Raw genomic sequence first — 10,722 nt, 5'->3', positions numbered from 1 at the left:
CCGCCCAGCGGCGCCGGCCACCGCCACTCCGGCGGACCGAAGCCCTCGTTCCTTCCGCTCGATCGGCACGGTGGCGGGTGCCGCGACGGTCCACGGGGTGCACGGAGCCGCCGGGCGCACGCGCTGGAAGTGCTTCGCCGGCCGCCGTCAGCTGGCCTCCCCCACCGAGGCCGTCGAGTGGGCCTCCGTCCCTCCGGGGGGCCTGAGCGGAGAGCACCGCCACACCCGCACCGAGGAGATCTACCTCGTCCTGCGCGGACGGGGAGAGTTCCTCTACAACGGCGGTTCCCACCCCGTCGGTCCGGGCTCGCTCGCCCTGACGCGCCCCGGGAACGTGCACGGGTTGCGCAACACGGGTGAGGCCGACCTCGACTGGTGGGTCGTCGAAACCCTCGCACCCGGCACCGACGCCGTCCTGTCCGGAACCGCTACGACCCACCCGGGAGTTCCCCCCATGGGCGATGTGATCATCCACGATCTCTTCGAGGAGAGGGCCGTCTCCACCGACGGCGTCTTCACCGGCCCGCTGCGCCAGGTGGAGGTCGTCGAACTGGAGCCCGGCGGGCGCACCGTCCTGGGCGCGCCCGACGCGGAACTGGCCGTGTTCGTGCACGAGGGCGAGGGCCGGGCCACCTCCGGGGACGCCACGGCCACCCTGTCGTCCGACACCTGCGTCACTCTGGGAGCGGGCACGTCCACCGCGGTCGAGGCGGCGTCCGCGCTGCGGTTGCTGATCGTGACGCTGGCCCTGCCCCGGCGTCCCGAGGAGGCGTCGTGATCGTCTCGACGGTGGCCGAGGCGGTGCGCGGCGTGGTCGGCCCCCACCCCGGCCCCGACACCGGCCCGGGCCTCGACCCCGGCCTCGACGCGGGCGTCACGGCCGCGTGGACGTGCCTGGTGCGCCGCGGGATGCTGCACAGCGAGTGCGAAGCGGTGGAGCACTGGCTGCTCCCGCCCGGTGCCGTGCTGACGGCGACCCCGCGGCACGGGGTGGAGGAGGCGCTGCTGGTGCTCGAGGGTGAGCTGCGGCTCACCACGGAGACCGGCGACCGGGCCGTACGGGCGGGGCAGCTGGCGCTGGTGCCGCACGGCCGCACGGCGCGGCTCGCGGCGGACCGCAGCGAGGTCCGGGTGATCACCGTGAGGGTGCTCGCCGCCTCCGTCGCCGACCGGCTGCCGCCCCGCGTACCCGAGCTGGTCCGAACCTGAAGGACGCGGCGCGTCACGGTCCGCCGTGGCGCGCCGCGCGTTCCGCTCACCCGCGTACCCACGAAAGCGAGCAGGCCCATGCGCGCCGTAGTCCTGTCCACGTACGGCGGCCCGGAGCGGCTGTCGGTCTCCGAGACGCCGGAACCAGTCGCTCCGGACCTGGACGGCGTTCTCATCCGTACCGCCGCGGCCGCGGTCAACCCCGTCGACCTGCAGACCCGCGCCGGCCGGCACGCCGGACACAGTGGATTCCAACCGCCGATGGTCCTCGGCTGGGACCTGGCCGGAACCGTGACCGCCGTGGGCGGCGCCGTCACGGACTTCCGCGTCGGCGACCGCGTCGTGGCGATGTCGGCGCAGATGGCCACCGGCCGCGGGACCTATGCCGAGGTCGTGGCCCTGCCGGCGGACATCGTCGCGCACGCACCGGCCTCCGTTCCGCTCACCGACGCGGCCGGGCTGCCGCTGGCCGGCCTCACCGCCCGGCAGGCGCTCGACCTCCTCGCCCTGCCCGAGAAGGGCTCGGTGCTGGTCACCGGCGCCGTGGGTTCGGTCGGCGGCCTCGCGGTGCAGCTCGCCCGTCGGCGCGGTCTGACCGTGGTCGCCCAGGTCCGGTCCGCCCGGGACGAGGAGCAGGCGCGCGCCCTGGGCGCGGACCGGGTGGTGGACGAGGCGAACCTTCCGGTGGCGGGCGTCGACGGCCTGCTGGAGACGGCCGGACTGCCCGGGGCGATCGGCTCCGTGCGCGACGGCGGGCGTGCGGTCTCCATCGTTCCGACCAGGGCGCCGGCGGCGGAACGCGGCGTCCAGGTCGCCGTCTCCCATGTGGAGCAGGACGGCCGAGGGCTCTCCGAGCTCGCCGCACTGGTGGACGCGGGAGAACTGCGGCTGCGCACCGCCGACGAGTTCTCCTTCGCCGATGCGTCCGAGGCGCACCGCCGGCTGGCGGCCGGCGGTGTGCGGGGCAAGCTGCTCCTGCTCCCCTGACGACGCGTCCTGGTGACTTCGCCGCGCACCGGAAGACGGAACGTGAAGACCGAGGACAGTGATCCGTGAACGAGCTGACCGAGCCACACGAGAACGAAGTGTCCGACTCCGACGCGGAGACCGCCTCACGGCTGTGGGAGCGGATCGTGCCCATGTTCTCCCTGCTGGAGGGGAGGCTGGACCACACGCTGACGCGCCGCCACGGGATCGGCCTGGGGCAGCTGATGGCCCTGGGGGTGCTGGCGAGGGAGCACCCGGGATCCGTGTCGGTGAGCGGTGTCGCCCGGCGGCTCGGGGTGAGCGTCTCGGCGGCGAGCCGCGTGCTCGCGCAGCTGGAACGTGCGGGACGGACGGTCAGGGTGGCCTGGCCGTGCGACCGGCGGGCCAGCCGCGTCACGGCCACGGAGACCGGCCTGGACCTGTGGAACCGTGCCTGCCAGACACTTCACCGGGAACTGTCGCTCTCCATGCGGACCTTGAGGTTCGACGAGAGGTACGCGCATCTCGTGGCGCGCCTGTGCCGGACGGACCAGGCTCCGTTCCCCGAGTGACGCGGTCCTCCGGGAGGCACCGGGGCGAGGCGACCTCAGGCCGGGGGCTCGGGCCAGGCCGCCATGGCGTACTCGGCCGCGCGCCGCAGCTCGGCGGTGGTCGCCCCGTCCCGCGCCTGCTGTGACATCCCCTGGACGACTGCGGCGAAGTACACCGCGAGGGCCCGGGGGTCCGTCCCCTCGGGAAGTGATCCGCCGGCCTCGGCGTCCTTCAGCCTCGCCTCGAAGGAGCGTACGTTCGCCACCCTGCGCTCTCGCAGGGTCCGCTCGACGTCGGCCGTCTGCGGGGAGTAGTTGGTCGCCGCGCTGATGACCAGGCAGCCCGCGGGGTGCTCCGGAGAGGTGTACGACACCGCCGCTTCGTCCAGCATCCTCGCGAAGCCGGCGCGGGGGTCGTCCTCCCGGTCCAGCGCGCTCTCCATGAACGCGCCGAAGGTGCTGCCGTAGCGCTCCACGACCTCGGAGAAGAGCGCGCGCTTGTCGCCGAAGGCCGAGTACAGGCTCGGCGGTGAGATCCCCATGGCGGTGGTCAGGTCGGAGATGGACGTGCCCTCGTAACCGTGCTGCCAGAACAGCAGGGTGGCCCGCACGAGCGCCGCCTCCCGGTCGAAGCTCCGCGGCCTGCCGCGTTTCGCCGTCGTCGTCATGCCTGAATTTTACAGCGATCGCTAGAGAATTCATGTAAGGTATTTGCGTAGTCATCGCTACAGAACTTCGACACGGAAATCTCGACACGGAAAAGGAGAGGTCATGGGTGCGCTTGCGGGCAAGGCGGCACTGGTGACGGGTGGCAGCCGGGGGATCGGGCGGGCGATCGCCGAACGGCTCGCGGGCGCCGGGGCGGTGGTGGCCGTGCACTACGGACGCGACGCCGCGGCCGCCGAGGAGACCGTCGGCGTCATCCGCGCCGCGGGCGGAACCGCGTTCGCGGTCCGCGCCGAGCTGGGCCGGCCCGGCGACGTGGAGACCCTCTGGGAGGGCTACGACCGTCAGATCCTGGAGCACTCCGGCGACGTCGGCCTCGACATTCTGGTCAACAACGCCGGCATCACGCCGCGGGGCGAGATCGACCAGACCACGGCCGAGGCGTTCGACGAGGCCGTCGCGGTCAACATGCGCGCGCCGTTCTTCCTCACCCAGCAGGGACTCAAGCGACTGCGGGACGGCGGGCGGATCATCAACATCTCCTCCGGGGCCACCCGGATCGCACTCACCGACATCATCGCGTACGCCATGACCAAGGGCGCCGTCGACGCCTTCACCCTCACCCTCGCCAAGGCCCTCGGCGGCCGGGGCATCACGGTCAACGCGGTGGCGCCCGGCATCATCGACACGGACATGAACGCCGCCTGGCTGCGCGGCAACGAGGCGGCCGAGAAGGCCGCGGCCGACCTGTCGGCCCTCGGCAGGGTCGGCCGTCCCGAGGACGTGGCCGACGTGGTCGCCTTCCTCGCCTCGGACGAGGCCCGTTGGGTGACGGGGCAGGTCGTCGACGCCACCGGCGGCTCCCAGCTCTGACCGGTGACGCCCCGCCCGGGGACCGTATCCATGCACGGGTGTCGACGGCGACACCACGCTCACTCGCACGAGACACAGGCTGCAGCTGGAGGCTCCATGCACGTCGTCATCGCCTGGTGGGACAAGAGGCGCACCGCTGCGGTCGGCGCCGCCCGACCGCACCCGTTCGCAGCGGCCGGCTCCCGCCTCGAGGATCCCGGTCCGCTCACCGACGCGTTCCCCGGGCTGCGGAGCGGCCAGTGGATCACGGACCCCACGGCGGACCTCCAGGGGCTCGCCCTCGTCTGGGACTCGGCAGTCAGCGCCGAACCCTCCCTTCCCGCCCTGTTCGAGCAGACGTTCGGCTGCGCCCCGTCCCACCGGTGGGTCTTCGAGCTCAGCGACGCCCCACCGCGGCACGAGGACGCCGAGGACCTGCCGTCCGAGCTGGAGCTCCTGCTCCACGCCTGACGGCCGCGCTCCTCCCGCGCTGCCGGAGCACCGTCGGGCCCTCGGGCGGTGTTCCGGCACGGCGGGGCATGCGGCAGGTGACCTCCCGCGGACAGCGGAAGGCTCGGACCGGAGGTCCGGGTCTTCTCGGCACCTCGTCGACGTCCCTGGTCTGCTGGGAGGTGTCGAAGGCCTGCCCCTCGAGCCCCACTCCTGAGAACCAGGCACGTGGGGAACTGCTGCGGACCGTGTGCGCGACGGGTCACCACTGGGTGGGCTGCGCAGGGCGGCCGCGCAGCGAGGTGCACGTCTGCTCCGCCGCGCGGGCACTCCCGGCAACGACCGCCCGGACCTCGTCCAGCAGCTCCGGCCAGTGCTCGCCGCACGCGTTCACCGCGTGCCACACCGCTTCCACCGCCGCCTTGAGCGGGTCGGCCTCGGCGGCGGCCGGCACCGCGGGGAGGGCGAAGTGCGGCTGGGAGATCATCTCCGGGGCCGGGACAGCGGCCGGGGCCTCCATGCGCATCACGTGGACCTCCCGCGACTCGGACGGTGACCTCCTCCCGTCGGCCGGCGCCGTCCGTACCCACCTGCCCAGGAACCTGCCGGTCTCCGTGTTCTCCGGGTCGTCGTCGCTCGCCCCCGCCTCGGGAACCCACGTCCACCCCGTCGGCTCCGGGGGCGGCGGGAAGTACGGCGGCCGCGCGGGAGGGACGCCCCTGGTCACCGCGCGCTTCGGTACGGCCGGGTCGGAGCGCAGTGTCTGCCACATCAGGGCCGTGTCGTCGAACGGCGCCCCCGGCGGACGTCCCTCCGCCAGGTCGGTGAGCGCCCGGGCGACCCACGGCACCTCGGTGAGGCCCGCCGCCTCGCAGGCGCGCCGCGCGGCCAGCGACGCCACCGCGCGCTGGACCGCGGGTCCCACGGCGTCGAGGTCGTGCACCAGGTCGCTGCCGTAGTCGAGCAGCCCCAGCACGTTGCTGTGGCGGAGCCGGCGGCGCAGTGCCTCCCCCGGCGGCCGCCCGTTCCACTGCCACAGCTCGTAGTGGCGTCGCCGCCACTCCTCCGCCGTCGGTTCCTCGTCCGTCACCGGTCGGCCCACAGCGCACCCCCTCGTCCAGGCGGCTCCGGGAAACCCCTGCCGGGGAAGGCCGCCGCATGTCCGGCATCCTCCCGCGGGGCGCCGACAACCCGTCCTCGGGCGGTGCCTCCGGTGACCGGTCCTCGGTCAGTAGCCGCCGCCGTAGGAGTCGCCGCCGAAGCTGGTCGGCCAACTGCCCCCGTGCCGGCCGGGGGCCCGCCCGTCCGTCGGCCTCGGCTCCTCGGGCGGCCAGGGATCGGGACGTCCCGCCCGCTGGGCGACGGTCCGGAAGTGCTCGCGGCGGTACCGGTACCGGTACCGGTACCGCCGCTCGGCGAGAAGGGCGCTCAGCCGTGTGCCGTCCGGGTCCTCGCGGTCGTACCGCTCGAACTGCCCGGTGAGGAAGAGCAGCGGGAGCACCTCTTCGTCGTCCTCGGGCAGATAGCCCGCGTCGGCCACGGCCGCGACCGCCTCCGGCTCGAGGTCGACCGCGCGGGCCAGGAGGGCTGTGCGCATGAACAGGCGTCGGAGGTCCTCGATCGGGGAGTCGATCGGGCCGAGGTCGCGCAGGGACCGCCGTACCGCCGCGGCGACGTCGTCCGACAGGTCCGTGTCCAGGAGCGCCAGGACCCGGTCGACGACGTCCCGCTCAGTCGTCGACGCGTCGGCGGCGCACGCCGTCTGCAGCACCCGTCCGTGCGGATCGGCCTCGCGGTAGGCCTCGAACTGCCCGGTGAGCAGGAGAAGCACGGGCACCCGGGCGGAGTCGGCCGGCCGGTACCCGGCGTCACGGACCGCGGCGATCGCCTCGGCGTCACCGAGCACAGCACGGTCACAGACCGCTGCGACCCCCTCGACGGCCGACAGGTTCCGCAGTGCGCGGCGGCACCGTTCGTGGACCTCTTCCGGCAGCCACGTACCGAGGTACTCCAGCAGCCGCAGGACCAGGGCGGCCTGGTCGAAAGCGGGGAGCAGCTCGGGCCGGTCCTTGAGGAGCGGGAGCAGCGACAGGTCGATGTCGCCGGGGTCGGAGGGCGGTCGCGGCAGGTGCGGGTTGGCGGTGACCATCCGCAGCAACGGGTTCGGCTCGCCGCCCCTGTGCCACAGCCCGCAGCGGGTCTCGTGGCCGGGCGGCGCCGCGCCGAGATAGGTCGGACCCGGTCGCGCACGTGACCGGAAGGCGGTCTCCAGGGCCTCCAGCAGGCCCGGCTGGTCGGTGACGGACAGCAGGTCCGCCATACGTCGGCGCAGTGCGGGCTCGGGGAACCCCAGCGCGGCCTGGACCAGCCGCTCGACGTGCGGCTCGCCGGTGTACACACCGCTCGGTGACCGGTTTCGGGCGGCGGTCGGAGGGAGACAGGAGGTCAGCCGCACCCGCGGCAGGTACGGGGACGAGGGATCGGCCTCGAGCAGGAACTCCAGGACCGGTGCGACCCGATCCGGCTGCTCGTGGTTGCCGAACCGGAAGCGTGCCTCGGTCAGCAGGAACCACGCGCCGCGCCAGACCTCGTCACGGCGGGACCCACCCTCCGCCCACCAGCGATCGATCCGCTCACGGGCCCGTCCGTCGTTCCTGTGGAGGGCGGCGGCCAGCAGCTCCCGGCCGCGGACACCGGGTTCCTGAGCGCGCCACCGACGGAACCTCATCGTTCCATGATGCCCCGTCGGCGTGCCGACGGCCATGCCGCCGCTTCGGCGCCACCCTTCCCCAACTTCCGCCCGACGCCGGCTGCTTCGCCACTTCGCCTGCCGCGCGGGCCCTGGCCGAGCCCTTCACGGCGTGGAGCCCTCGCGGAGGCGGCGCAACAGGCGGTGCTGGTGGTCGCGGCCGGCGGTCTCGTGGCCGAGGACGGGGACGAAGGAGGCCAGCATGACGACCAGCAGGCAGACCGCGACCCCCGTGCCGGCGGCCGCCATCAGGACGGCGGCGGCCAGGATCGCCAGGGTCAGGGACGTCGTCAGCAGGTGGAAGCGGTCCCAGCCGGACAGCAGTAGGGCGCGCAGCACGTGGACCGTGGCCAGGTACACGGCCGTCGGGAGGGCGAGGAGCAGCACCACCGCCACCTCGCCGATCCGCGCGTGGTGTTCGAGGGAGAGCCCGGCCACGTGGAGGCCCGCGCCGGTGCCGGCGACGGCCGCGTAGAGCGGGATGTGGCCGTAGCCGAAGAGGTAGCCGCGCCCGCGGCGGTGGGTGAGGATCTCGCCGAACGGAACGGTGAAGTACACCCACCACATGCCGAAGGTCAGACCGACGCCGGCGACCACGACGGCGATCGCGTCACCGGTCCACTGCGTGCCGTCGGCGCCGCCGAGCAGTTCGCCGGACGACGCCACCGTGCCGACCACGCCCTCGCCGAGGGTGATGATCGCGAAGAGGCCGTAGCGCTCGGCGACGTGGTGCGGATGCCAGGGCGTGCCCCCGGCGTTCCCCTGGGCGAACACGGGCACCAGCAGTTCCAGCGCCGCGAGGACGCCGAAGGCGGCCAGGGTGACGGCGAGCGGCGGGCTCGAGAAGGCGAGGGCGACCCAGCCGACCTGGACGAGCGCCGTCCAGCGGATGTTGGCGAGGGCGACCCGCCGGTGGTGCAGGGACTCGCGGGCGGCCCGCCACCACTGCAGGAGCATCGCGAGACGCATCACGACGTAGCCGGCGACGATCACCCGCAGGTCCAGGTGCTCCCCCTCCTCGACGGAGTGGAAGAGCGCCGGCAGTCCGAGCGAGAGGACGACGACCCCGATCGTCTGCAGCATCGTCAGCGCCCGGTCCAGCCAGTCGTCGGTGCTGAAGGCGGAGGCGAACCAGCTGTAGTTGATCCATGCCAGGACGATCGCGAACATCGCCGGCCCGAAGGCGGTCACGGCGTCGCTCAGGTGTCCCTCGGCCAGCATCTCGGCGGCCAGGGAGGAGGCCGTGCCCACCGCGACCACGAAGGTGAGGTCGAACAGCAGCTCCAGCGGGGTGGCGGTGCGGCCCGGCTCGGCCGGGTCCCGGCCGGTCATCCGCTCCCTGCGCACCGCCACGCGCCTGCGGCCGGTGTCGTCGTTCGGGCCGGCGGCGGGAGGGGGGTTGCTCATGGGCCAGATGATGCCCCATGTCGGGAGCCCCGGCGTGCCACGGGCGTCCGGGCCCCGCAGTTCTGACTGCGGGAAGGCCGTCGGCACCAGCACCGACGTGGGAGCGCGCGCGTCTGCGGCAGGCCCGGTGAGAGGGCGTCAGGGTTTCGCCCGAACCCAGGGCGCGTCGACGGTCCGGTAGCGGTACGCGGCCGCGGTGGCCGCCGCCAGCAGCACCAGAGCCAGGGCGAGGGCCGCCACGAGGCGGTCGCCGAGGACCAGGACCGCGCCGAGCAGGGCGCCAAGGAACAGCGCGGCCACCGACAGCACCCGGCGTCCGGAGTGCGTGGCCCCGCCCCCGGCGGGTGCGGAGTCGGCGGCCAGGCCGGCGAGGGTCCGCGTCACCACGGTCGTGGTGAGGTCCGGGACGCCCAGGCGCCGGACGACGGCGTTCTGCAGGCCCATGGAGAGGGCCAGGGAGACGATCAGCGTGTACCGGACGCCGGGCGTCGACGTCGCGTCCAGCACGGCGGCCGCCACCACGGTGACCGCCACCGGTGCCGTCTCGACGGCTGTGGCCGCCGCCAGCAGACGCGCCCGGTGCCCGGCGAACCGGGCGCCGAGTCTTCCGCCGGCCACCGCTCCGAGGAGGAAGGCGGCGATGGCGACGAGCGAGGCCCGCGCGGACAGGTCGTCGTCGCCCGCGAGGGCGAACCCGAGGAAGATCACGTTGCCCGTCATGTTGGCGACGAACACGTGCCCCAGGGCCAGGTAACTCACCGCGTCGACCAGCCCGGACGCCACCGTCAGCACCAGCAGGAGGGGTGGCAGCGGGCCGTGGAGCTCCTCGCCCCGCGGCCACAGCGTGCGGAGCACGTCATTCAGCAGCCTGCGCGATGCCTCATCACTCCCCCGGCGGCGGCCGGCCGGTGCGGGACCAGTCGGGTGAGCAGACCGCTCACCGGGCGGGCTCGTGACGCCGTGGAAGGCGATCTCGCCGTGCACCTGGGCGACCTGGGGTGACGGGGCGGGGGCGCCGGACACCGTGACGCCCGACGCGGGGGACGTCCGGCGACCGCCGCGTCCCTTCGGCCCGGTCGCCTCATCCGGGCCGCCGGTGCTCACACGCTGAGGGCCTCCCGGACGGTTTGCTCCGAGGCCGTTCCGCCCGCGCCGGTGGACGTCACGCGGCCCGCCTCGAGCACGTGGTACCGCTGGGCGGCGCGCATCGCGAAGCCGACGTGCTGTTCCACCAGGAGGACGGACAGGTTGTGCCCCCGGGCCAGGGCGAGGATCGTCTCCTCGATGTCGGCCACGACCGAGGGCTGGATGCCCTCGGTCGGCTCGTCGAGGAGGAGGAGCCTGGGGCGGGTGATCAGGGCGCGGGCGATGGCGAGTTGCTGGCGCTGGCCGCCGGAGAGGAGACCCGCGCGGCGGCCGGACAGCTCGCGCAGGGCCGGGAAGAGGTCCAGGACCTCCGCGACGGCCCGCTTCCCGTACGTACGGCCGTCGGCGACGAGTCGCAGGTTCTCGGCGGTGGTGAGGTGCGGGAAGGACTGCTGGCCCTGCGGGACGTACGCCATGCCGCGGGTCACCCGCTGGTGGGGGGCGCGGCGGGTGATGTCCTCGCCGTCCAGCAGGACCGTGCCGCTCCTCGGCCTGAGCAGGCCCATGGCCACGCGCAGGAGGGTGCTCTTGCCGGCGCCGTTATGTCCGAGGACGGCGGTGACACCGCCCTCCGGAACGGTGACGGACACGCCGTGCAGCACGGTGGTGCGGTCGTAGCCGGCGTGGACGTCGTCGATCTCCAGCATGGACGTCACCCTTCCTCGGTCACGGAGGTCACGGGGGCGGCGGACGTGACGGACGTGGCGGATGCCGCGGGGGTGGCAG

Annotated in this window: 12 protein-coding genes; 6 read left to right on the top strand and 6 right to left on the bottom strand. The window is 73.9% G+C overall.

What is annotated here, in order from left to right:
• Positions 1–97: 97 nt before the first annotated feature.
• The 4 genes from ACOV8S_RS03770 to ACOV8S_RS03755 all read left to right on the top strand — a co-directional run bounded on the left by ACOV8S_RS03770 (position 98) and on the right by ACOV8S_RS03755 (position 2,747).
• A complete protein-coding gene (locus tag ACOV8S_RS03770) occupies positions 98–778 on the top strand; it encodes a cupin domain-containing protein (RefSeq protein ID WP_448316091.1) in 681 nt (226 codons plus the stop codon).
• Complete coding sequence (locus ACOV8S_RS03765) at positions 775–1,209, top strand: cupin domain-containing protein (RefSeq protein ID WP_448316090.1); 435 nt, start codon at positions 775–777, stop codon at positions 1,207–1,209. Before ACOV8S_RS03770 ends, ACOV8S_RS03765 begins: the two co-directional genes overlap by 4 nt.
• Before the next feature lie 78 nt (positions 1,210–1,287).
• A complete protein-coding gene (locus tag ACOV8S_RS03760) occupies positions 1,288–2,196 on the top strand; it encodes an NADP-dependent oxidoreductase (RefSeq protein ID WP_448316089.1) in 909 nt (302 codons plus the stop codon).
• A gap of 65 nt (positions 2,197–2,261) precedes the next feature.
• Positions 2,262–2,747 carry a MarR family winged helix-turn-helix transcriptional regulator gene (locus ACOV8S_RS03755; RefSeq protein ID WP_448316088.1) on the top strand — a complete coding sequence of 162 codons (486 nt, stop codon included), beginning with the start codon at positions 2,262–2,264 and terminating at the stop codon, positions 2,745–2,747.
• Positions 2,748–2,782: 35 nt separating this feature from the next.
• On the opposite strand, the gene ACOV8S_RS03750 is transcribed toward ACOV8S_RS03755, so the two are convergent.
• Entirely contained in the window at positions 2,783–3,394 is a 612-nt protein-coding gene (locus ACOV8S_RS03750; protein ID WP_448316087.1) for a TetR/AcrR family transcriptional regulator, read from the bottom strand.
• 103 nt (positions 3,395–3,497) lie between these two features.
• Here ACOV8S_RS03750 and ACOV8S_RS03745 point away from each other — a divergent pair, with 103 nt between their 5' ends.
• Together ACOV8S_RS03745 and ACOV8S_RS03740 are read left to right on the top strand one after the other, a co-directional pair.
• Positions 3,498–4,265: an SDR family oxidoreductase gene (locus ACOV8S_RS03745; protein WP_448316086.1), complete on the top strand. Its 768-nt coding sequence runs from the start codon at positions 3,498–3,500 to the stop codon at positions 4,263–4,265.
• A 96-nt stretch (positions 4,266–4,361) separates the two neighbouring features.
• Complete coding sequence (locus tag ACOV8S_RS03740; protein ID WP_448316085.1) at positions 4,362–4,715, top strand: hypothetical protein; 354 nt, start codon at positions 4,362–4,364, stop codon at positions 4,713–4,715.
• Positions 4,716–4,956: 241 nt separating this feature from the next.
• On the opposite strand, the gene ACOV8S_RS03735 is transcribed toward ACOV8S_RS03740, so the two are convergent.
• The 5 genes from ACOV8S_RS03735 to urtE all read right to left on the bottom strand — a co-directional run bounded on the left by ACOV8S_RS03735 (position 4,957) and on the right by urtE (position 10,643).
• The gene (locus ACOV8S_RS03735) at positions 4,957–5,784 is read right to left on the bottom strand and encodes a hypothetical protein (RefSeq protein ID WP_448316084.1); all 828 of its coding nucleotides are present in this window, start codon (positions 5,782–5,784) and stop codon (positions 4,957–4,959) included.
• Positions 5,785–5,922: 138 nt separating this feature from the next.
• Complete coding sequence (locus ACOV8S_RS03730; RefSeq protein ID WP_448316083.1) at positions 5,923–7,422, bottom strand: hypothetical protein; 1,500 nt, start codon at positions 7,420–7,422, stop codon at positions 5,923–5,925.
• A 126-nt stretch (positions 7,423–7,548) separates the two neighbouring features.
• Positions 7,549–8,850 (bottom strand): low temperature requirement protein A, encoded by a 1,302-nt coding sequence (locus ACOV8S_RS03725; protein WP_448316082.1) that lies wholly within the window; start codon positions 8,848–8,850, stop codon positions 7,549–7,551.
• Between the two features lie 138 nt (positions 8,851–8,988).
• On the bottom strand, positions 8,989–9,714 hold the full coding sequence (locus ACOV8S_RS03720) for a YoaK family protein (protein WP_448317343.1): 726 nt from the start codon (positions 9,712–9,714) through the stop codon (positions 8,989–8,991).
• Positions 9,715–9,950: 236 nt separating this feature from the next.
• Complete coding sequence (urtE, locus tag ACOV8S_RS03715) at positions 9,951–10,643, bottom strand: urea ABC transporter ATP-binding subunit UrtE (protein WP_448317342.1); 693 nt, start codon at positions 10,641–10,643, stop codon at positions 9,951–9,953.
• Between the last annotated feature and the right edge of the window lie 79 nt (positions 10,644–10,722).

The organism is Streptomyces sp. CO7, assembly GCF_053474865.1.
Note: the sequence above shows the minus strand (reverse complement) of the source record. Positions and strands in the feature narration are given on the sequence as shown.

What these genes read in the sequence shown, in the direction of transcription:
- ACOV8S_RS03760 (WP_448316089.1), top strand. Translation starts at nt 1,288, where the DNA reads ATGCGCGCCGTAGTCCTGTCCACGTACGGCGGCCCGGAGCGGCTGTCG.
- ACOV8S_RS03750 (WP_448316087.1), bottom strand. Translation starts at nt 3,394, where the DNA reads ATGACGACGACGGCGAAACGCGGCAGGCCGCGGAGCTTCGACCGGGAG.
- ACOV8S_RS03745 (WP_448316086.1), top strand. Translation starts at nt 3,498, where the DNA reads ATGGGTGCGCTTGCGGGCAAGGCGGCACTGGTGACGGGTGGCAGCCGG.
- ACOV8S_RS03740 (WP_448316085.1), top strand. Translation starts at nt 4,362, where the DNA reads ATGCACGTCGTCATCGCCTGGTGGGACAAGAGGCGCACCGCTGCGGTC.
- ACOV8S_RS03730 (WP_448316083.1), bottom strand. Translation starts at nt 7,422, where the DNA reads ATGAGGTTCCGTCGGTGGCGCGCTCAGGAACCCGGTGTCCGCGGCCGG.
- ACOV8S_RS03725 (WP_448316082.1), bottom strand. Translation starts at nt 8,850, where the DNA reads ATGAGCAACCCCCCTCCCGCCGCCGGCCCGAACGACGACACCGGCCGC.
- urtE (WP_448317342.1), bottom strand. Translation starts at nt 10,643, where the DNA reads ATGCTGGAGATCGACGACGTCCACGCCGGCTACGACCGCACCACCGTG.